Below are 21,185 nucleotides of genomic sequence, written 5' to 3'. Positions count from 1 at the left end.
GGCCCCAACCCTTCGGAATAAGCCGTGACCCCGCAAAATACCTTTGATCAAAAAGCACGAATCCAGCAAGCATTGTTAACCACCGATCAGCAGATGACCGCCCAGCAGCGCCATGCCGATGAAAAATACCCGCTTGAACAGCACCGCACTGATGCGCTGGCGCAGCACCTGGCCCAGCCACATGCCCAGCAACGCCGGGAACAGCGCCAGCAACGAGGCACTGACCTCACTGCCGCCCAAGGTACCGCGCCAGGCCAAGCCCGCCGCCAGCGCCAGGGTCGACACGGTGAACGACAGACCCAATGCCTGCACCAGTTGATCGCGATTCAACCCCAGTGCTTGCAGATACGGCACGGCAGGAATCACGAACACGCCGGTGGCCGAGGTGATTACGCCGGTGATCAACCCACACAGCGGGCCCAACCAGCGTTCGGTTGATGGCTTGAGCTTGAAGGCGGGCAAAAACAAGCCGCTCAGCGCATACACCAGCAACGCCGCGCCCAACGCCCGCACCACCCAGTGCCCGCCGTCCATGCCCAGCCACAGCGTGCCCAGCCCGGTACCGAGAAAAATCAGCAACAGCATCGGCCACAGGCGTTTGAGCAAGGCACTCAGGTGACCGCCGAATGCCAATTGCCAGAGGTTGGTGACCGTTGAAGGGATGATCAGCAGCGCCGCAGCCTGCGCCGGCAACATAGCCAGGCCGAGCATGCCCATGGCCACTGTCGGCAGGCCGAGGCCGATCACCCCTTTGACCGTGCCGGCCAGCACAAAGGTGCCGATCACCAGCAGGGTCAAGGCGGGGCCGAGATTTTGGTAGAACGCGAGGAAGGTCGTCATGGGCGGATTGTGCGGGTTTGGATGTGCGCTGGAAATTCGCCATATACTGAGGCTGCCTCTTGTTTTGCGGGAGGCTGAAGGCCTCATCGAGAACCCCAGCCATGCACTTTGACCTCACCGACCTGCGCCTCTACCTGCACACCCTCGACACCGGCAACATCACCGCTGGCGCCAGCCGCAGCCATTTATCCCTGGCGGCGGCCAGCGCTCGCATACGCGCAATGGAAGCCTCGCTGGGCATCGCCTTGCTGGAGCGCGGCCGCCGTGGTGTTACCCCTACCGCCGCTGGCAAAGCACTGGCCCGCCATGCGCGCCTGCTGCTGCAACAGGCCGAGCACCTGCAACAGGACCTGGCGGAATACGCCAACGGCATCAAAGGCCAGGTGCGCCTGCTGTGCAACACCACGGCGCTCAGTGAATACCTGCCGGAACTGTTGGCGGATTTTCTGCGCGAACACCCAAACCTAGACATCGACCTGCAGGAATTGCCCAGCCTGCGCATCACCCAGGCCTTGCGCCAGGGCACGGCGGATCTGGGCATCATCTCCGATGCGGTGGATACCCACGGTTTGCAGACCCTGCCCTTTCGCGATGACCCGCTGGTGCTGATCATGCCCCTGGATCATCCCTTGGCTGCCAGCCCGGTGAGTTTTATCGACAGCCTGCCACACGATTACGTCGGCCTCGCGGCCCACAGCGCACTGGCGGTGTACCTGGAAGAGCAAGCGCTGAACGCGGGGTTTCGCTTACACACGCGCATCCGCGCCGAGGGCTTTGATGGGGTGATTCGGATGGTCGCACGGGGCGCTGGCCTGGGCATCGTGCCCCAGGCCGCGCTGGATCGCTGGCCTTTGGAGCGCCACTTCAAGGCCCAGCCTCTGGCAGAAGACTGGGCTTGCCGACAGCTATTGCTGTGCACACGTTCGTTCGAGCAACTGCCCGGTTACGCCAAAGCCTTGTTCGACGCCTTGGCCCTGCCCTTGCGGAAGAACCCGTAATACACCGCCGACAGAATCAGCAGGAACGGCACGCCAAACACCAACGTCATCTTGAACGCCTCGGTGAAATACGTGGTGATCATCACCGCGCCCATCAGCACCAGGCCCAGCAAGGTGCTGTAGGGAAACAGGCGCAGCTGGAATGAGAGCTTCGGCCCGCCGTGACGCTTGCGATAACGGCGGAAAAACAGGTGCGTGAGGAAGATCATGAACCAGGTGAAGATCGCGCCGAACATCGAGATCGCCATCATCAAGGTGAATGAGCTTTGCGGGTACACCACATTCAACAAGGTCGCCAGGGCAATGCCCGAACTGGACAGCAGCAGCGCATTCAGCGGGATGCCGCTTTTGCTCAGGGCGCCCATGGACTTGGGCGCGAAGCCGGCGCGGGACAAGCTGAACATCATGCGCGTGGTGATGTAGAGCTGGCTGTTCATCGCCGACAGCGCGGCAATCAGGATCACAAAGTTCATCACCCCGGTGGCGCCGGGAATGCCGATGGTCTGCATCACCGTGACGAACGGGCTCTGGGTCTGCCCGGCCTGGCTCCACGGCACGATGGCGAGCATCAGCGCCAGGGTCAGCAGGTAGAACACCACCAACCGCACGATGGTTGCGCGAAAGGCCTTCTTCACCGCCTGCTCCGGGTCGGCGGCTTCACCGGCAGCCACCGCGATCATCTCCACGCTGAGGTAGCTGAAGATCGACACAATCACCGCGATCCACATGCCGCTCAAGCCATGGGGGAAAAATCCGCCGTGCGCGGTGTAGTTCTGCACGCCGTAATCCGGGTTGCCGGAGCCGAACACCACGTACACGGCCAGGATGATGAAGCCGATAATGGCGCTGATCTTGATGGTGGAAAACCAGTATTCGAAGTTACCGAAGGTCTTCACGCTGATCGCATTGAGCACAATCAGCACACTGGAAAACGACACGATCCACACCCACTCCGGCACGTTGGCGAACCAGTACTTCATGTACATCGCCACCGCCGTGACCTCGGCGCCCACCGCCAGCACAATCGCCGCCCAGTACGCATAACGCACCAGGAACCCGGCCAGCGGGCTGATGTAGAACTCGGCGTAGGCGCCGAAGGAGCCCGAGGTGGAATGGGCCACCGTCATCTCTGCCAGACACCCCATCAGCAGCAAGGTGATCAGCGCGCCGATGGCGTAACTCACCAGCACACTCGGCCCGGCATAACCGATGGCATAGGCGCTGCCCATGAACAGCCCGGTGCCAATGGCACCACCGATGGCGATCATGCTCATCTGGCCGGAAGTCAGCTGGCGCCGCAGGCCCAGTTCGCGTTGGGTGATTTCGGCAAAGCCGGTGTCGGATGTGGTCACGTTGGTGTGCCTCGTTATTATTGTGGTTGCACTGTTTGGATATTGTCGCGGATCCCTGTGGGAGGGGTTTAATCAGGTAACGCTGTGGCGGACTTTGAATTGCGGCTGGTCCCAGGTGTTTTCGTCGAGAATCTCACCGAGGATTTCCACGGCGTCCCACACCTCGGTAAAGCTCGTATACAACGGCGTAAACCCAAACCGCATAATCCGCGGCTCGCGGTAATCACCGATCACGCCACGGGCAATCAGGGCCTGGATCACCGCATAACCTTCAGGGTGCTCAAAGCTCACATGGCTACCGCGCCGCGCATGTTCACGCGGAGTGATCAACACCAGGCCGTGCGCCGCGCAACGGGCTTCAACCAGCTCGATAAACAGGTCAGTCAACGCCAGGGATTTGCTGCGCAGGCTGGCCATATCGGTCTGTTCGAAAATCTCCAGGCCACACTCCACCATCGCCAGCGAAGTGATCGGCTGGGTGCCGCACAGGTAGCGGGCAATGCCGGCGCTCGGCGCATAGTTGGACTCCATGGCGAACTGCCGGGTATGCCCGAACCAGCCCGACAGTGGCTGACGCACCAAGTCCACCAGCGCCGGGTTAACCCACACGAACGCTTGGGAGCCGGGGCCGCCATTGAGGTACTTGTAGGTGCAGCCAATCGCGTAATCGGCTCCCGCGTTGTGCAGGTCGATGGGCACCGCGCCTGCCGAGTGCGCCAAGTCCCAGATACTCAGCGCACCACATTCATGGCTCAAGGCAGTGAGCGCCTGCATGTCGTACATGTAGCCGGTCTTGTAGTTGACGTGAGTGAGCATCACCACCGCCACATCGCCGTCGATGGCCTGGGGCAGTTCATCCGGGCTGTTCACCAGACGCAGGGAGTAACCCTGTTGCAGCAACTCGGCCAGGCCTTCGGCGATGTACAGGTCGGTGGGAAAGTTGCTCGCTTCGCTGACGATCACCTTGCGCGCGGGTGCGCGTTGGCGCTGCACCGTCAGCGCCGCGCTGAGCACTTTGAACAGGTTGATGGAGGTGGTATCAGTGATCACCACTTCAGCGTCCCGCGCACCGATCAGCGGTGCCAGGCGATTGCCCAGCCGCTGGGACAAATCCGCCCAGCCCGCGCTGTTCCAACTGCGGATCAAGCCATTGCCCCACTCCTGCGCAATCACCTGTTGCGCCCGCGCCAGCGATGCCGCCGGGCGGGCGCCGAGGGAATTGCCATCGAGGTAAATCACGCCCGCAGGCAAGGTGAACTGATTGCGCAACGGCGCCAGCGAATCCTGGGCGTCGAGGGCTTGGCAATGGCTTCGGGTGGTCATGGTCTGTCCTGGTTTTTATAAGTGAAGATGGACTAGATAATGAACGAAGATTTACAGAATTTTCGTGCAAAGTGGTGGGCAACCAGCTAATTAAGCTGTAGGAAATTCGAAGTTAACCCCCAAATACGCGGATTTATTCTAAACATGATTCTTGACGCCACCGACCTGCGCCTCCTGCATTTCCTGCAACAGGATGGCCGTATCAGCAACCAGGAACTGGCGGAAAAAGTCGCTCTGTCGCCCTCCGCCTGCCTGCGCCGTCTGCGCCTGCTGGAGAGCGAAGGCATCATCAGCGGCTACCGCGCGGTGCTGAACGCCGAACAATTGGGGATCGAGCTGGAAGCCATCGTCCACCTGTCGTTGCGCCAGGACGTGGAGGATTGGCATGAGACCTTTATCAAGAAGGTGCAGGGCTGGCCGGAAGTGGCCAGCGCCTATGTGATCACCGGCGCCAGCAACTATGTACTGCGGGTACAGGCGCGCAACCTCAAGCACTTCTCGGACTTTATTGTGAACCACCTGAACCGCACGGCAGGGGTGATGGATATACGCTCGGAGATTGTGTTGCAGAAGATCAAGGATCGGGATGAGGTGTTGGATTTGGTGCTGCGCAAATAACCGAAACACCATAAATCCAATGTGGGAGGGGCGGTGCGACGATTCGACTTGCCCCCGATAGCGGTGTGTCAGTCACTGAATATTTGGCTGATGCACCGCCATCGGGGCATGGGTATCTACACAATTCTCAAAGGCTTATACATAACTCTGTGGTGAGCGGGCTTGTCCCGCTCACCACAACAGCCCAGTTGCCATAGATTCAGCATCCACGGGAAGTTGTGTAGATACCTATGGCCATCGGGGGCAAGCCCCCTCCCACATTTTTGACCGTATTGATCAATCCTCCAGGGCACGAACCCGCTGCATGCGTTTCTGTTCTATCGGCGCGTCAGCCACCTGCAATTCAAAGTCAAAATCAATCTGCGCAAACCGCCCTTGCACACCAAACTCCCGCGCCAGTTGCTGATCGTCACTGAAGCGAATTTCAGCAATCAATTCATCCCGCGTCGCGTAGGCGAAGTCATCGTGCAGGTAAGGATCGTCCGACAGGTTGATCTGGGTGGTCAGGTGCCGGTGGCCCGGCGCCGAGATAAAGAAGTGGATATGCGCCGGCCGCTGCCCATGACGCCCGAGCTGATCAAGCAGTTGCTGGGTCGGCCCGGTCGGCGGACAGCCGTAGCCGGACGGCACGATGCTGCGAAAACGGTAGTTGCCCTGGGCGTCGGTCTCGATGCGGCGGCGCAGGTTGAACTCCGACTGAGCGGGATCAAACCACGAATAAGTGCCGCCGGTGTTGGCCTGCCATACATCCACGATCGCCCCGGCCAACGGCTTGCCGTCGGTGTCGCGCACCTGCCCGCGCATGAACAGCGGCACCGCCGCATCTGTCCCATCATCCAGGCGCGCTTCGTACTGGGACAGCGGCGCACCGGCCACATACAGCGGGCCTTCGATGGTGCGCGGGGTGCCGCCGGATTTGCCGGCTTCTTCGTCGGCGGCGTCCATCAACAGGTCCAGGTAGTGTTCCAGGCCCAGCCCGGCGGCGAGCAGCCCGGCTTCCTGATTCTTGCCCAGCTCGTTGAGGTAGTTGACCGCCTTCCAGAACTCTTCGGGGGTCACGTCCAAGTCTTCGATGATGTTCACGGTGTCGCGCAAAATCCGGTAGGTCAGCGCTTTGGTGCGCGGGTTACCGCCGTCATTGAGGTTGCCGCTGGCTTCTTCGAGAAACCGTTGGGCGTGGGCAGTCTGGGACAGTCGGGTGGACATGGTGCAATCCTCATCTTGTAATTATTGGGTGTAGAGCAGGCTCAACGGTCGTCCTCATGGATCGACGAAGGGTGTCGGCACAGGGCGTTCACTTCGATGGCCATGTAGGGATAAAGCGGCAGTTGCATCAGCAGGTCGTGCAGTTCTTGCACGCTGTCGACGTCGAACACGCTGTAGTTGGCGTAGAGCCCGGCGATGCGCCACAAGTGGCGCCATTTGCCCTGCTGCTGCAGGCGCTGCGCCAGGGCTTTTTCGTCGGCCTTGAGGCTGGCGGCGCGCTCGGGGTTCATGTCGACGGGCAGGTTCACGGTCATTTTTACGTGGAACAACATGGCAGGCGCCTCTTAGTGTTTATCACGACGCAAGAACGCCAGGCGCTCCTCGTCGATGGCCAGGCCCAGGCCCGGCGCGTGGGAAACATGCAGCTGGAAATCGCGGTACACCGGCGGTTCGGTGAGGATGTCTTCGGTGAGCAGCAGCGGGCCGAACAGTTCGGTGCCCCACGCCAATTTGTCGAGGGTCAGGAACGCATGGGCCGAGGCCAGGGTGCCGATGCCGCCTTCCAGCATGGTCCCGCCGTACAGACCAATACCGGCGGCTTCGGCAATCGCCGCCGTGCGTAACACCGCACGTGGGCCGCCGTTCTTGGCGATCTTGAGGGCGAATACCGACGCCGCACCTTCACGGGCCAGGTTGAAGGCATCCTCGACACACTCGATGGACTCATCCGCCATGATCGGCGCCGGGCTCGACAGGTTCAGCCGCGCCATGCCGCCACGGTTGTTGCGCGAAATCGGTTGTTCGATCAGGTCGATACCGTTGTCGCCCAGTACCTTGCAGGCCCGCAGGGCGACGGCTTCATCCCAGGCCTGATTGACGTCGACGCGCACACTGGCGCGCTCGCCCAAAGCCTTTTTGATTGCGATCACATGGGCCAGGTCGCGGCCTACTTCGCCTGCGCCAATCTTCAGTTTGAAGATGCGGTGGCGGCGCAGGTCGAGCATCTTTTCAGCCTCGGCAATGTCTTGCTCGGTGTTGCCACTGGCCAAGGTCCAGGCCACCGGCAGCGCGTCACGCACGCGACCGCCGAGCAGTTCGCTCACCGGCAGGTTCAGGCGCTTGCCCAGCGCATCGAGCAACGCACTTTCAATCCCGGATTTGGCAAAGGTATTGCCGCGAATACTGCGCTCCAGGCGCAACATGGCGGCGTTGATGTTGCTGGCGTCCTGGCCGATCAACAGCGGCGCAAAGTGGCGGTCGATGTTGATCTTGATGCTGTCGGGGCTTTCGTTGCCGTAGCTCAGGCCGCCGATGGTGGTGGACTCTCCGATGCCTTCGATGCCATCGGCGCAACGCACGCGGATGATCACCAGGGTCTGGTTTTGCATCGTGTGCATTGCCAGCTTGTGCGGGCGGATGGTGGGGACGTCGACGATGATGGTCTCGATCGACTCAATGGCGCAAATCGGCATGGCAATACCCGTTGGGTTCTTTATAGGTTTGCGCTGATTCTGTTCCCGGTCTTTCCAGGGGGCCAATATAGAATTAGTCTCGAACAATACTCTTAAGGTATGAAAGGAGCCGTCATGGAGCTGCGTCATCTGCGCTATTTCCAGGTGCTGGGCGAAACCCTCAACTTCACCCGCGCCGCCGAACGCCTGCACATCGCCCAGCCGCCATTGAGCCGGCAGATCCAGCAATTGGAGGAGGAGCTGGGCGTGATTCTGCTGGAACGCGGCCGACCGCTGCGGCTGACCGAAGCCGGGCGGTTTTTCTATGAGCACGCCAATCTGTTGCTGGAACAGTTGAACAAGGTCTGCGACAGCACCCGGCGCATCGGCCAGGGTGAAAAGACCTGGCTGGGCATCGGTTTTGCGCCCTCGACCTTGTATGGCGTGTTGCCCGACCTGATCCGCCGCCTGCGCAGCCATGAGGCGCTGGAGCTGGAATTGGGCCTGTCGGAGATGACCACCTTGCAGCAGGTCGAAGCGCTCAAGGCCGGGCGCATTGATGTGGGGTTCGGGCGTATCCGCATCGACGACCCGGCCATCGACCAGCGCGTACTGGTGGAGGATCGGCTGGTGGCGGTGCTGCCTGCCGGGCATGCGCTGCTCACCGCGCCCGTCACCCTTGCCCAGTTGGCCGCCGAGCCCTTTGTGCTGTACCCCGGCAACCCGCGCCCCAGTTATGCCGACCATGTGATCGCCCTGTTCGACACCCACGGCTTGAGCCTCAAGGTGGCGCAGTGGACCAACGAGCTGCAGACCGCGATTGGCCTGGTCGGCGCGGGCATGGGCGTGACGCTGGTGCCCGCCTCGGTGCAGGTGCTGCATCGGGCGGACATCGGTTACACGCCGATTGTGGAAACCACAGCGACCTCGCCGATTATTCTCAGCCGAAGGGTGAATGATCAGTCGCCGGGGCTCAGGCATTGTTTGCAGTTGGTTGAAGAGCTGATCTGAAGGGTCAGAGGCTGCGTAGGCGATTGCGCTGCAAGGTCTGGCTGGGAGATTCATCAAACAGTTTTCTGTACTCCGCCGAAAACCGCCCAAGGTGGGTAAAGCCCCACCCCAGGGCGATCTCGGAGATGGTGCGGATAGAGCCATGTTCAAGAATTTCCTGGCGCACCGCACCCAGTCGGTACTTCTTCAGGTAGGCCATCGGCGACAAGGCAAAGTACTTGCGGAACGCGTCGAACAGCTTGAAGCGCGACACGCCCGCGGCGGCTTCCAAGTCTTCCAGGTGCACCGCTTCGCGGGCGTTGTCGTGAATGTACTGACGCGCGCGGATCAAATAATGCGGCAGCTTCACGCCGAGTACGTCGCGCAGTTCCTCGGAGTAGTTATTCGGCTGGGCCAGGATCAAACCCTTGATCAGCGAGCTTTCCAGGTCGCGGGTAAACGCGGCCTGCTCGTACAGCTCGCTGCTGCGCTCCAACTCGGCGATAAAGTAGCGCGCCATGCGCCACCACGACGCCGGGGCGCCGTCCACCGCGTCCATCACGGATTCAAAGCGCAGCGGCGCGTCAATGGGCCGTTGCAGCAAACCTTCCAGGGATTCACTCATCGCCGCCCGCGTAATCACCACTTGCAGCTTGCGGCAGTCGCCGGAAATCGCCAGCACCTGGTGCTCGTTGGGCGAGATGATCACGCCTTGATCGCGGTTGGAACTCAGGCGCTCACCGTTCTTGCTCAACTCCTGCTCACCCACCAGCGGCAGGCTGAGGCTATAGCTGCTGAAGTGCTCGGCATCCTCGATGTCGATGGTCACGTCGGTGCCGTACTCGATCACACCCAACGTCGTGGCGCGGGACTTGAACACATTGGCGCTGTGGTGGAAACGCAGGCGCTCGGGGGTCGTCGTCGCCAGGCGGTGCGGCCCGCAGATGCCGGACATCCAGCTGCGGGCGCCTTCCAGGTCGAAGCGTTGGATATGGATATCGCGTGTCTGGCTGCTCATCAGGGTGCACCCACGGCGGTTAGGCGTTTGCGCGCTCTGGCGGCGCGTCGTTATCGTTATTGGACAGCAAGTTCTGCGCCACGCCGGCAGTATCGCCACTGAGTGGATAGCAACGGCCGACTATGTGGATAAGTCACCGCGTTTCACGTCCCTTGCGCCCTCTGACAGTAGCGCATGGCGTTACCCCGCCGCACCGTGTTGGGTACTGCGCGCCCAACTTTGCGGCCCATCTTCCCCCATTAAGCGGATAGCCCGCGCCCTGCCCCGCTGCCTCTAATAAACCACCGATTAGCCCCTATCAAAAAAGGTGCCTCCCATGAGTGGTGCAAGAAGCGTCGAGCAGTGGAAAAGCTTTATCGACAGCTGCCTGGATTTTCGTCCGGCAGACGAAGTGTTCCGTATCGCCCGGGACATGTTCACCGAGCCTGAGCTGTTCGACCTGGAGATGGAACTGATCTTCGAAAAGAACTGGATCTACGCCTGCCACGAAAGCGAACTGGCGAATAACCACGACTTCGTGACCCTGCGCGCCGGGCGCCAGCCGATGATCATCACCCGCGATGGCGAAGGCCAGCTTAATGCGCTGATCAACGCCTGCCAGCATCGCGGCACCACCCTGACCCGCGTCGGCAAGGGCAACCAGTCGACGTTTACCTGCCCGTTCCACGCCTGGTGCTACAAAAGCGATGGCCGGCTGGTGAAGGTCAAGGCGCCGGGGGAATACCCGGAGGGTTTCGACAAAGCCACCCGCGGCCTGAAAAAGGCGCGCATCGAAAGCTACAAGGGTTTTGTGTTTATCAGCCTGGACGTGAACGGCACGAACAGCCTGGAAGACTTCCTCGGCGACGCCAAAGTGTTTTTCGACATGATGGTCGCGCAGTCCGCCACCGGTGAACTGGAAGTGCTGCCGGGCAAATCCGCCTACACCTACGACGGCAACTGGAAGCTGCAGAACGAAAACGGCCTGGACGGTTATCACGTGAGCACCGTGCACTACAACTACGTGGCCACCGTGCAGCATCGCCAGCAGGTCAATACCGAGAACGGCACCGGCTCCGGCACCACACTGGACTACAGCAAACTCGGCGCGGGTGATGCGAACACCGATGATGGCTGGTTCGCCTTCAACAATGGCCACAGCCTGTTGTTCAGCGACATGCCCAACCCCTCCGTACGTTCCGGCTACAGCACCATCATGCCGCGCCTGGTGGAAGAGCACGGCCAGCAAAAAGCCGAATGGATGATGCACCGCCTGCGCAACCTGAATATCTACCCGAGCCTGTTCTTCCTCGACCAGATCAGCTCGCAGCTGCGCATCATCCGCCCGGTGGCGTGGAACAAGACCGAAATCATCAGCCAATGCCTGGGGGTGAAAAATGAGTCCGACGCCGACCGCGAAAACCGCATTCGCCAGTTCGAGGACTTCTTCAACGTATCGGGCATGGGCACGCCGGACGATTTGGTGGAGTTTCGCGAAGCCCAGCGCGGTTTCCAGGGGCGCCTGGAGCGCTGGAGCGATATCTCCCGTGGCAGCCATCGCTGGGAAACCGGGCCGACGCCCAACAGCGAAGCCATCGGCATCCAACCGGCGATGACCGGCACCGAGTTCACCCATGAAGGGCTGTACGTCAACCAGCACCGCAATTGGCAACAGTTCCTGCTCAAGGGCCTGGACAAACAAGCGCTGACACTGCGGGAGGTGGAATGATGAACGCGCAATTGCAGTACCGGATCGAGCAGTTCTTCTACCGCAAGTCCGAACTCTGCGACGCCCAGGACTGGGACGGCTATGTGCAGTTGTTCGACCCGCAGAGTGAATTCCACCTGCCGCAATGGGACTCGGAACATGTGTACACCCGCGATCCCAAACGCGAGATGTCGCTGATCTACTACGCCAACCGTTCCGGCCTGGAAGACCGCATCTTTCGCCTGCGCACCGGCAAGGCCGCGTCAGCCACGCCAATGCCGCGCACTTTGCACCTGATCAATAACGTGCGCATTGCCGAACAGGCGGATGGCGCGCTGGAGGTGAAGCTGAACTGGCACACGCTGTTCTATCGGCTGGCGACGTCGGAGCAGTTTTACGGACAGGCCACCTACAGCCTCAAGCCCGATGGCGACAGCTGGTTGATCACCCGCAAGCATGCGTTGTTGCTCAACGACACCATCAACTCGGTGCTGGATTTCTATCACCTCTAAAGCGCCCTTGTTGTGGTGGTGAGCATGCTTTTTGTGGTGAGCGGGCTTGCCACAACAACCCGTGCGTACGTCATAAATAGGTGGGGAACAACACATGAATCACAAAGTGGCCTTCAGTTTTGCCGACGGCAAGACCCTGTTTTTCCCGGTGGGCGCCAATGAAATCCTGCTGGATGCAGCCTTGCGCAATGGCATCAAGATCCCGTTGGACTGCCGCGAAGGTGTGTGCGGCACCTGCCAGGGTCGTTGCGAATCGGGCGATTACACCCAGGATTACGTGGACGACGAGGCCCTCTCCAGCCTCGACCTGCAACAACGCAAGATGCTCAGTTGCCAGACGCGGGTGAAGTCCGACGCCACCTTTTACTTCGACTTTGATTCAAGCCTGTGCAATGCGCCGAACCCGGAGCAGGTGCGCGGGACAGTCAGCGAAGTGCAGCAGGTGTCGGCCAGTACAGCGATTCTCCACGTGCAATTGGACGCGCCGCTGGAGTTTCTGCCCGGCCAATATGCACGCCTCTCGGTGCCTGGCACGAACAGTTGGCGCTCCTACTCGTTCGCCAACCTGGCGGGCAATCAATTGCAGTTCCTGATCCGCTTGCTGCCCGATGGGGTGATGAGCAACTACCTGCGTGAGCGCTGCCAAGTCGGCGATGAACTGCTGATGGAGGCACCGCTGGGTGCGTTCTACCTGCGGCATGTCACCCAGCCGCTGGTGCTGGTCGCCGGTGGCACTGGGTTGTCGGCGCTGCTGGGCATGCTTGATCAACTGGCTGCCACCGGCTGCGAGCAGCCGGTGCATCTCTACTACGGCGTGCGCGGCGCCGAGGATTTATGCGAAGCGCCACGCATCGCGGCCTACGCGGCGCAACTGCCGGGTTTTCGCTACACCGAAGTCCTCAGCGACGCCGCAGATGAATGGCCGGGCAAGCGCGGCTACCTGACCCAACATTTCGACCTGGCCGAATTGCGGGACAGATCGGCGGATATGTATGTGTGCGGCCCCCCTCCGATGGTCGAATCCATCCAACAATGGCTGTCGGATCAGGCACTTGATGGCGTTCAGCTGTATTACGAAAAGTTTACGCAGAGTAATATCTGACTCCTCAGCACTTCTGAGGGGCGGGTGCGGCGTGCAATCAACCCCAAGAAAAACAAGTAGAAGGGAACGTTAATGGCGGATGACATGGTTAACCCGGTAGGCCTCAAGCGTGGCCTGAAGAACCGGCATATTCAGCTGATCGCCTTGGGAGGGGCGATTGGCACGGGATTGTTCCTCGGCTCGGCCGGGGTACTCAAGTCGGCGGGCCCGTCGATGATCCTGGGCTACGCGATTGCAGGTTTCATTGCGTTCCTGATCATGCGCCAGCTCGGCGAGATGATCGTCGAAGAACCGGTGGCCGGCTCCTTCAGCCACTTCGCGCACAAATACTGGGGCGGTTACGCGGGCTTCCTCGCCGGCTGGAACTACTGGGTGCTCTACGTGCTGGTGGGCATGGCCGAACTGACGGCCGTAGGCAAGTACATCCAGTTCTGGTGGCCGGAGATCCCGACCTGGGTCAGCGCGCTGGTGTTCTTTGTCGCGGTGAACCTGATCAACACCCTGAACGTGAAGTTCTTCGGTGAAACCGAGTTCTGGTTCGCAATCATCAAAGTGGTGGCGATTGTCGGCATGATCGTGCTCGGCTGCTACCTGCTGTTCAGCGGCACCGGCGGCCCGCAAGCGTCCGTCAGCAACCTGTGGAGCCACGGCGGGTTCTTCCCGAATGGCGGCATGGGGCTGTTGATGTCGATGGCGTTCATCATGTTCTCGTTCGGTGGCCTGGAGTTGGTAGGCATCACCGCCGCCGAAGCCAGCGAACCGCGCAAGGTGATCCCCAAGGCGATCAACCAGGTGGTCTACCGGATCCTGATTTTCTACGTCGGCGCCCTGACCGTACTGCTGTCGCTGTACCCATGGGACCAACTGCTGCAAACCCTCGGCGCGTCGGGCGACGCGTACAGCGGCAGCCCGTTTGTGCAGATCTTCTCGCTGATCGGTAACGACACCGCTGCGCACATCCTCAACTTCGTGGTGCTGACGGCGGCGCTGTCGGTGTACAACAGCGGCGTGTACTGCAACAGCCGCATGTTGTTTGGCCTGGCCGAACAAGGCGATGCGCCCAAGGCGCTGATGAAGCTCAACAAGCAAGGCGTGCCACTGCGAGCCCTGGCGATTTCGGCGTTGGTGACGATGCTGTGCGTGGTGGTCAACTACGTGGCGCCGCAAAGTGCCCTGGAGTTGCTGTTTGCGCTGGTGGTTGCGTCGCTGATGATCAACTGGGCGCTGATCAGCATCACCCACATCAAGTTCCGCAAGGCCATGGGCGAGCAAGGCGTGACGCCATCGTTCAAGACCTTCTGGTTCCCGTTCAGCAACTACCTGTGCCTGGCGTTCATGCTGATGATCATCAGCGTGATGCTGGCGATTCCGGGGATTCGCGAGTCGGTGTATGCGATGCCGGTGTGGGTGGGGATTATCTACATTGCCTATCGGATGCGGGTTCGCAAAAGCAACGCGGTAGTGAACGCACAGTGATTCCTGTGGGAGCCCGGCTTGTGTGGGAGCCGGGCTTGCCCGCGATGCAGACGACTCGGTTTACAGTGAGACCCAAGTGATGCCATCGCAGGCAAGCCAGCTCCCACAGTTTTGAATGCATTCCAAATAAAAAAGCCCCGGTAATCCGGGGCTTTTTGTTTAGAGCGTGGAACGTACTCGCCACAACTCGGGGAACAACACCGTGTCGAGCATCTTGCGCAAATACCCCACCCCTTCCGTGCCGCCGGTGCCCGGCTGGAAGCCGATGATGCGCTCAACCGTGGTCACATGGCGGAAGCGCCACTGGCGGAACGAGTCTTCCAGGTCAATGAACTTCTCGGCCAACTGATACAAGTCCCAATACCGGTTCGGATCGCGATACACCTCGCGCCACGCCGCCTCCACCGACTCGTCGTGCACGGTCGCTGCGGTCGGGTCACGCTCGGCACGTTTCGGATCAATCGCCAGGCCCGCCTTGATCATCAGGTTGATCGCTTCGTCATACAGCGACGGCGTGGCAATCGCCACTTTCAACTCGTTCAACAGCTCCGGCCGATGGGCATGGGGCCGCAACAGCGCCGCGCTTTTATTGCCGAGGATAAATTCGATCTCACGGTACTGGAATGACTGGAACCCGGACGATTGCCCCAGGAACGGGCGGATCGCCTTGTATTCCGACGGGGTCATGGTCGCCAGCACGGCCCACGCATGAACCAGTTGGTCAAAGATCCGCGACACCCGCGCCAGCATCTTGAACGCCGGCGGCAACTCGCCCAGGCGCACATGTTCGCGGGCGGCCTTGAGTTCGTGGAGCATCAGTTTCATCCACAATTCAGAGGTCTGGTGCTGGATGATGAAGAGCATTTCGTTGTGGTCTGGCGACAGCGGGTGCTGGGCGCTGAGGACTTTGCCCAGGTCCAGGTAATCGCCGTAGCTCATGGACTCGGAAAAATTCAGTTCGGCGTTATGCCATTCTTCCGGCGGTTGGTAATCAGCAGAAAAGGGACATTGGCTCATCGCGTGGGCTCCTTGAGCGGACGGAGAATGGCGCGGACCGGGCTGGCGTCCAGGTTGGCAAAGCGTAGCGGCAGGGCGATCAGTTCATAGTCGCCCTCCGGTACGTCATCGAGCACGATGCCTTCGAGAATCGCCATGCCATGCCGGGCTACGGCGTTATGGGAATCCATGGTCTTGGACTGTTGCGGGTCCAGCGAGGGCGTGTCGATACCGATCAAGCGCACGCCGAGGCTGGCGAGCAGCTCAATGGTTTGCGGCGCGATGGCGGTGAAGTCCGAGTCCCACTCAGTCAGTGGCACTTGTGGATAAGTGCGCAGCAACACCCGCTCCGGCAGGTTATCCACACGGCCTTCCAGTTGATGCGGTTGCACCAGCGCGCCGCTGGCGAGGCAATGCAGCACCCGGCATGGGCCCATATACACGTCCAACGACACCTCGCCAATTGGCGCGCCGTCTGCGCTGTAGTGCAGCGGTGCATCCACGTGGGCGCCGGTGTGCGGCGACAAGGTAATGCGCCCCACATTCACCGGGCACTCCGGGCCAAACTGCCAGACGCGCTCTTCCTGGAACGGCGTATCACCCGGCCAGGTCGGGGTCGCCGTACTCAAGGGTGGGCTGATGTCCCACCACGTTTTTATTGGGTTCATTTGAAGGCTCTCGGCGGTTACTGAAGTGAATGATACGAGGGCCAGCTGTGAATTTTCTTGCGAATTCTGGCGCGAGGCGGGAAATCTTTCGCACTTACTGCGAGGAAATCGCCTCTTTACGCTCAGAAGTGTCGCCTGGCCACAGTGGAGCTGCCACCAGGGATTAATGATTGACCTCGCTGTACCAGTAGAACCGTATTCACCTGCGCTTCTGGGCATCCCGATGTCGAGTTCAGACCACTGGCAGAACGCTCAAGGCCTTAGGGTGCATCTTTCCATTCCCTGCCTCGGAGCCATCATGTCCAAGCCCATCACCGTACTGCGCGACACCCATCCCCTGCCGGTCCTGGATGCCTGCAAATGGGAGAAACTGGAAGGCGACCCGCACACCGTCAACCTCAACGCCTACACCAGCGAAGACGGCAGCAAGATCATGGGCACCTGGATCTGCACCCCAGGCAAGTGGTACGTGGACTACGTGAAATGGGAATACTGCCACTTCCAGGAAGGCTACTGCATCATCACCCCTGAAGGGATGGAGCCGATCCATTTGCGGGCTGGGGATATCTTCGTGGTAGAGCCGGGGATGAAGGGGACGTGGGAAGTGGTTGAGACAGTGCGTAAGTATTTTGTGTTTGCCTGAGTTTTTTGCGGTGCACCGATTGGTTGGGGTAAGCCACTTATCAGCGGTGCACTCGCTTTGTGTAGTGAGCGGGCTAGCCCCGCGCTGGGCAAGCCCGCTCACCACAATGCTCGCCCCCGAATGCCCTTACTTGGGCTTGCGATAGCTGTTGATGATCGCCGAGAAGTCCTTGCCCCCCTCCCCACGCTGGCTCATCGATTGGTACAACTGCTGGGCCACAGCCCCCAGGATCACCGGCTGTTTCGCCTGACGTGCCGCCTCGGTAGCCAGGCCCAAATCCTTGAGCATCAGGTCGGCACCAAACCCGCCGGTATAACCCCGGGATGACGGCGCGGTTTCAATCACGCCCGGCCATGGGTTGTAGGTGTCCGAACTCCAGCAGCGCCCGGTGGAACTGTTGATGATCCCGGCCAGCACTTGAGTGTCGATGCCCAGCGCATCGCCCAGCGCCATGGCTTCGCTGACGCCGACCATGCTGATGCCCAGCAGCAGGTTGTTGCAGATTTTGGCGATTTGCCCGGTGCCCACAGCGCCACAGTGCACAATGTTGCGCCCCATCTGCGCCAGCACCGGTTGCAGGGTGGCGAACAGTTCCGGGGTGGCGCCAACCATGAACGTCAAGGTCCCGGCTTGTGCACCACCGGTGCCACCGGAAACCGGCGCGTCTGCCATCACCACGCCTTGCCTGGCCGCCGCCGCCGCCACATCGCGGGCGGTCTGCGGATCGATGGTGCTGCAATCCACGGCAGGTACGCCATTGCCGATCCCGGCTAATACACCGTCTTCATTCAGCCACACGCTGCGCACATGGGCGGCAGCGGGTAGCATGGTAATCACCAGTTCAGCGCCTTGGGCCGCATCACGCGGCGAGTCGCTGATGCTGCCGCCCAGCTCGGCGAGTTCCTTGAGTACCGTCTGGTTCAGGTCGAACAGATTCAGCGCGTGGCCAGCCTTGATCAGGTTGCGGGCCATGGGCGCGCCCATGTTGCCCAGGCCGATAAATGCAATCTTCATGGTCGTCTCCCGGAATCAGCGCAGGTTGATGGTGGTGTTCACGCCATCGTTGACCGTGTCGTCATCGAACCAGCGGCTGGTGACGGTTTTGGTCTGGGTATAGAACTGCACCACTTGCTTGCCGTACGGACCGAGGTCGCCAAGTTTGGAGCCACGGGAGCCAGTGAAGCTGAAGAACGGTACCGGCACTGGGATCGGGATGTTGATGCCGACTTGGCCTACATCGATGTCACTCTGGAACTTACGCGCCGCTGCACCGCTTTGGGTGAACAGGCCTGTCCCGTTGCCGAATGGGTTGGCGTTAACCAGCGCGATGGCCTGGTCGAGGGTGTCGACTTCCAGCACTACCAGCACCGGGCCGAAGATTTCCTGGGTGTAGATCTGCATATCGGTGGTCACACCGGAGAACAGGGTCGGGCCGACAAAGTTGCCTTGCTCGAAGCCCGGCACCTGGATGTCACGGCCGTCCAGCTCCAACTTGGCGCCTTCTTTCACGCCGCTTTCGATCAACTCCAGGATGCGGGCCTTGGCACGCTTGGAAATCACCGGGCCTACATCAGTCCCGGCTTCACTGCCGGCATTGACCTTGAGTTTCAGCGCCAGCGCCTTGAGGTCCGGCAGCCACTGTTTGGCCGCTCCCACCAGCACCACCACCGAGGTGGCCATGCAACGCTGGCCCGCTGCGCCGAAACCGGCACCGACCAAAGCATTGAGGGTATGTTCGCGGTTGGCATCCGGCAGCACCACGGCGTGGTTCTTGGCGCCCATCATCGATTGCACGCGCTTGCCGTGCTTGCCGGCCAAGTCGTAGACATGCGTGCCGACGGCGGTGGAACCCACAAAGGACACGGCCTTGATGTCTTTATGGGTGCACAGTGCATCCACTACATCCTTGCCGCCGTGCACCACGTTGAGCACCCCTGGCGGCACACCGGCTTCCAGCGCCAGTTCTACCAGCAACAGGGTCGACAGCGGGTCTTGCTCGGAAGGCTTGAGTACAAAGGTGTTACCGCAGGCGATGGCCATCGGGAACATCCACAGTGGGATCATCGCCGGGAAGTTGAAGGGGGTAATACCGGCGCATACGCCGATGGGTTGGCGCAGGGTGTAGGTGTCGACGCCGCCCGCGACGTTTTCAGCGAATTCGCCCATCTGCAAAGTACCGATGGAGCACGCATGCTCGACCACTTCCAGGCCACGGAAAATATCGCCCTCGGCATCGGCAATGGTCTTGCCCTGCTCGGCGCTGAGGACTACGGCGATGCGCTTGGAATGTTCACGAATGAGGGCTTGCAGCTTGAGCATGATGCGCATGCGTGCGCCGATCGGCGTCAGCTTCCAGGTCTGGAAGGCGCGATGGGCGGCGTCGATGGCGGCGTTGACTTCATCGGCCGTGGCGAACGGGACTTTCGCCAGCACCTCTTGGGTGGCCGGGTTGACGATGTCTTGCCATTGGGAGGTCTTGGACTCGACCCACTCGCCATTGATCAGCAACTTGACCTGTTTAACGGAAATATCGGCAGATGCGTTCATGTGGTCTCCAACTCTTATATTTATATAGAGACAAGGCGCGTGGATCGCCTTGAAGAATGAGGCGTTCGGACTGTTTTTGGAGTATAGATGTGCAAATCTCTAATAAGAACGCACATAAAAGCCGGTCCAATATGCAAAAAAACATCACATCATTGGGCTCCCTGAACTGGGACGACCTGAAGTTTTTTCTCGAAGTGGCCCGCACCCGCAAGGCCAGCGTCGCCGCCAAACGCCTGGCGGTGGACTACACCACCGTGTCGCGGCGCATCAGTTCATTGGAAGTGTCCCTCGGCACGTTGCTGTTCGAAAAATCCCGGACCAACGGCTTCGTGCTCACTCCAGAAGGCCAGCGCCTGCTGGGTTACGCCGAGTCCATCGAAAGCACCTTGCACATGGCCTGCGAGCAAGTCTCCGGCTCAGGCGTGGCGCTGTCCGGTCACGTGCGCATGGGCTGCACCGAAGGCTTTGGCAGCTTCTTCGTGACCCCGCAGTTGAGCCATTTCGTCGACACCTACCCGGCCATCTCGGTCGACATCCTGCCCCTGCCCCACTTCATCAGCCTGTCCAAGCGCGAAGCCGACATCGTCATCGCCCTGGAACGCCCGGAACATGGGCCGTATGTGTGCTGCAAACTGTGCGACTACAAATTGCAGCTGTACGCGACCCAGGACTACCTCGACCAACACCCGCCCATCCGCAAACCGGCGGATTTGGCCGAGCATCCGTTTATCAGCTATGTGGATGACCTGGCGTTCAGCTCGGAGCTGCTGTACCTCGCGAACGTAGTGCCCGGCGCCAGCGCGAGCTTGCGCAGTACCAGCGTGATTGCGCAGTACGTCGCGGCGCAGCAAGGCCGGTCGATGGCGATATTGCCGTGCTTTTTGGCCGCGCAGGATCCACGGTTGTTGCCGGTGCTGGGGGAGCAGATTGCGATTACGCGGCAGTTCTGGATGTATTGCCGGGAGGACTTGCGCAAGCTGAAACGGATTACGTTGCTGTGGGACTACATCCGGGAAGTGACGGAGCAGAACCAGGGGTTGTTGATGGGGGAGACGCGGGAGATCAGGTTTGCGGATTAAGGGAGGTTCCCAGTAATCGCCCGCCCAACACTCCTTGCTTTTTTTGGTGGCATGGATCACCGTTCAGCCCCCTTCAAACGCTACAAAAAGTTTGGGTAACTGGGGTAGAAAACTTCAACAACAATTGACGTTAGCAAAGACCTAGAGAAGAAAGCATGCACGCCGCCGCCTGGCCCCCATTGATGAACTGAAGCTCGCAGTAGACGCTGCCGCTATGCGCTGACATATACGGCTGTGACTCTGCTTCATGCTGCTCCAAAAAGGAGTGGCGGCTTTGCTTCGTCTGTGGTTCTTCGACGCTTTGGCGCGGAGAAACGGATGTTGGCTGTTTTTCATCTTTGGTATTGATATGCACCTTTTCAACGCTTTGATGGCTCGTGCCATCCCTTTTATTCCTCGCGCAATTATCCAAAAAATCTCCCGCCGCTACATTGCTGGTGCCACGCTAGGCGAAGCCCTTGCGCGAGTTCAACAGCTAAACGCACAAGGTTTTTGTGTGACGCTCGACGTATTGGGCGAGACCGTTTCGACCCCACAACAGGCTGAGAATACGGCGACCGATTACATTGATTTGCTTGAAGCGATTCAAGCCAATGGATTAAAAGCCAACATTTCGATCAAGCCTTCCTCGCTCGGATTGCTCCTGGACATGCAGCAATGCGAACGCCTGGCAGAGCGC

21 protein-coding genes are annotated in these 21,185 nt (G+C 60.3%); 10 read left to right on the top strand and 11 right to left on the bottom strand.

Annotation, left to right across the window (positions count from 1 at the left end; all coding sequences use genetic code 11):
• Positions 1–75 precede the first annotated feature (75 nt).
• Positions 76–840: a sulfite exporter TauE/SafE family protein gene (locus EJD88_RS14880; protein WP_158878354.1), complete on the bottom strand. Its 765-nt coding sequence runs from the start codon at positions 838–840 to the stop codon at positions 76–78.
• 101 nt (positions 841–941) lie between these two features.
• Here EJD88_RS14880 and EJD88_RS14875 point away from each other — a divergent pair, with 101 nt between their 5' ends.
• Entirely contained in the window at positions 942–1,838 is an 897-nt protein-coding gene (locus EJD88_RS14875; RefSeq protein ID WP_158878353.1) for a LysR substrate-binding domain-containing protein, read from the top strand.
• Here the strand turns inward: EJD88_RS14875 and EJD88_RS14870 are convergent.
• Positions 1,784–3,190: an amino acid permease gene (locus tag EJD88_RS14870; protein ID WP_158878352.1), complete on the bottom strand. Its 1,407-nt coding sequence runs from the start codon at positions 3,188–3,190 to the stop codon at positions 1,784–1,786. The genes EJD88_RS14875 and EJD88_RS14870 overlap by 55 nt on opposite strands.
• Positions 3,191–3,262: 72 nt before the next feature.
• Complete coding sequence (gene kynU, locus EJD88_RS14865) at positions 3,263–4,513, bottom strand: kynureninase (RefSeq protein ID WP_158878351.1); 1,251 nt, start codon at positions 4,511–4,513, stop codon at positions 3,263–3,265.
• Positions 4,514–4,657: 144 nt separating this feature from the next.
• Here kynU and EJD88_RS14860 point away from each other — a divergent pair, with 144 nt between their 5' ends.
• Entirely contained in the window at positions 4,658–5,131 is a 474-nt protein-coding gene (locus tag EJD88_RS14860) for an Lrp/AsnC family transcriptional regulator (RefSeq protein ID WP_003194103.1), read from the top strand.
• 276 nt (positions 5,132–5,407) lie between these two features.
• Here the strand turns inward: EJD88_RS14860 and catA are convergent, their stop codons facing one another.
• From catA to EJD88_RS14845, 3 genes are read right to left on the bottom strand one after another with little or no spacing between them, the layout of a single operon-like run.
• Complete coding sequence (gene catA, locus EJD88_RS14855) at positions 5,408–6,337, bottom strand: catechol 1,2-dioxygenase (RefSeq protein WP_158878350.1); 930 nt, start codon at positions 6,335–6,337, stop codon at positions 5,408–5,410.
• A 41-nt stretch (positions 6,338–6,378) separates the two neighbouring features.
• Positions 6,379–6,669, bottom strand: coding sequence for a muconolactone Delta-isomerase (gene catC, locus EJD88_RS14850; protein WP_112196736.1), 291 nt, complete (start codon positions 6,667–6,669; stop codon positions 6,379–6,381).
• Between the two features lie 12 nt (positions 6,670–6,681).
• Positions 6,682–7,809 (bottom strand): muconate cycloisomerase family protein, encoded by a 1,128-nt coding sequence (locus EJD88_RS14845; protein WP_158878349.1) that lies wholly within the window; start codon positions 7,807–7,809, stop codon positions 6,682–6,684.
• A gap of 114 nt (positions 7,810–7,923) precedes the next feature.
• Here EJD88_RS14845 and EJD88_RS14840 point away from each other — a divergent pair, with 114 nt between their 5' ends.
• The gene (locus EJD88_RS14840; protein WP_158878348.1) at positions 7,924–8,799 is read left to right on the top strand and encodes a LysR family transcriptional regulator; all 876 of its coding nucleotides are present in this window, start codon (positions 7,924–7,926) and stop codon (positions 8,797–8,799) included.
• A 4-nt stretch (positions 8,800–8,803) separates the two neighbouring features.
• Here EJD88_RS14840 and EJD88_RS14835 read toward each other — a convergent pair whose 3' ends face one another.
• A complete protein-coding gene (locus tag EJD88_RS14835) occupies positions 8,804–9,796 on the bottom strand; it encodes a helix-turn-helix domain-containing protein (RefSeq protein ID WP_099587234.1) in 993 nt (330 codons plus the stop codon).
• A 316-nt stretch (positions 9,797–10,112) separates the two neighbouring features.
• Between EJD88_RS14835 and antA the strand changes: the two genes are divergently transcribed.
• From antA to EJD88_RS14815, 4 genes are all read left to right on the top strand, one after another.
• Positions 10,113–11,504 carry an anthranilate 1,2-dioxygenase large subunit gene (antA, locus tag EJD88_RS14830; RefSeq protein WP_158878347.1) on the top strand — a complete coding sequence of 464 codons (1,392 nt, stop codon included), beginning with the start codon at positions 10,113–10,115 and terminating at the stop codon, positions 11,502–11,504.
• A complete protein-coding gene (gene antB / locus EJD88_RS14825) occupies positions 11,504–11,995 on the top strand; it encodes an anthranilate 1,2-dioxygenase small subunit (RefSeq protein WP_099587232.1) in 492 nt (163 codons plus the stop codon). The genes antA and antB overlap by 1 nt, the downstream gene beginning before the upstream one ends.
• A gap of 94 nt (positions 11,996–12,089) precedes the next feature.
• Positions 12,090–13,097 carry an anthranilate 1,2-dioxygenase electron transfer component AntC gene (gene antC / locus EJD88_RS14820; protein WP_158878346.1) on the top strand — a complete coding sequence of 336 codons (1,008 nt, stop codon included), beginning with the start codon at positions 12,090–12,092 and terminating at the stop codon, positions 13,095–13,097.
• Positions 13,098–13,169: 72 nt separating this feature from the next.
• On the top strand, positions 13,170–14,573 hold the full coding sequence (locus tag EJD88_RS14815; protein ID WP_099587230.1) for an amino acid permease: 1,404 nt from the start codon (positions 13,170–13,172) through the stop codon (positions 14,571–14,573).
• 159 nt (positions 14,574–14,732) lie between these two features.
• On the opposite strand, the gene kynA is transcribed toward EJD88_RS14815, so the two are convergent.
• Complete coding sequence (kynA, locus tag EJD88_RS14810; RefSeq protein WP_015885870.1) at positions 14,733–15,590, bottom strand: tryptophan 2,3-dioxygenase; 858 nt, start codon at positions 15,588–15,590, stop codon at positions 14,733–14,735.
• Positions 15,587–16,237 carry an arylformamidase gene (kynB, locus tag EJD88_RS14805; protein ID WP_158878345.1) on the bottom strand — a complete coding sequence of 217 codons (651 nt, stop codon included), beginning with the start codon at positions 16,235–16,237 and terminating at the stop codon, positions 15,587–15,589. The genes kynA and kynB overlap by 4 nt, the downstream gene beginning before the upstream one ends.
• Before the next feature lie 298 nt (positions 16,238–16,535).
• On the opposite strand from kynB, the gene EJD88_RS14800 reads away from it, so the two are divergent.
• Complete coding sequence (locus EJD88_RS14800) at positions 16,536–16,880, top strand: cupin domain-containing protein (RefSeq protein WP_015885872.1); 345 nt, start codon at positions 16,536–16,538, stop codon at positions 16,878–16,880.
• Positions 16,881–17,006: 126 nt separating this feature from the next.
• On the opposite strand, the gene mmsB is transcribed toward EJD88_RS14800, so the two are convergent.
• Entirely contained in the window at positions 17,007–17,894 is an 888-nt protein-coding gene (gene mmsB, locus EJD88_RS14795) for a 3-hydroxyisobutyrate dehydrogenase (RefSeq protein WP_099587228.1), read from the bottom strand.
• A gap of 15 nt (positions 17,895–17,909) precedes the next feature.
• Positions 17,910–19,427 (bottom strand): CoA-acylating methylmalonate-semialdehyde dehydrogenase, encoded by a 1,518-nt coding sequence (locus EJD88_RS14790; RefSeq protein ID WP_158878344.1) that lies wholly within the window; start codon positions 19,425–19,427, stop codon positions 17,910–17,912.
• A gap of 131 nt (positions 19,428–19,558) precedes the next feature.
• Between EJD88_RS14790 and EJD88_RS14785 the strand changes: the two genes are divergently transcribed.
• Together EJD88_RS14785 and EJD88_RS14780 are read left to right on the top strand one after the other, a co-directional pair.
• Positions 19,559–20,506 carry a LysR family transcriptional regulator gene (locus tag EJD88_RS14785; RefSeq protein ID WP_099587226.1) on the top strand — a complete coding sequence of 316 codons (948 nt, stop codon included), beginning with the start codon at positions 19,559–19,561 and terminating at the stop codon, positions 20,504–20,506.
• A 247-nt stretch (positions 20,507–20,753) separates the two neighbouring features.
• The coding region (locus tag EJD88_RS14780; protein WP_218574069.1) for a hypothetical protein at positions 20,754–21,185 on the top strand (432 nt) is incomplete at its 3' end.

It is taken from the genome of Pseudomonas sp. PB105 (assembly GCF_009764655.1).
Classification (GTDB): Bacteria; Pseudomonadota; Gammaproteobacteria; order Pseudomonadales; family Pseudomonadaceae; genus Aquipseudomonas; species Aquipseudomonas cyclaminis.
Note: the sequence above shows the minus strand (reverse complement) of the source record. Positions and strands in the feature narration are given on the sequence as shown.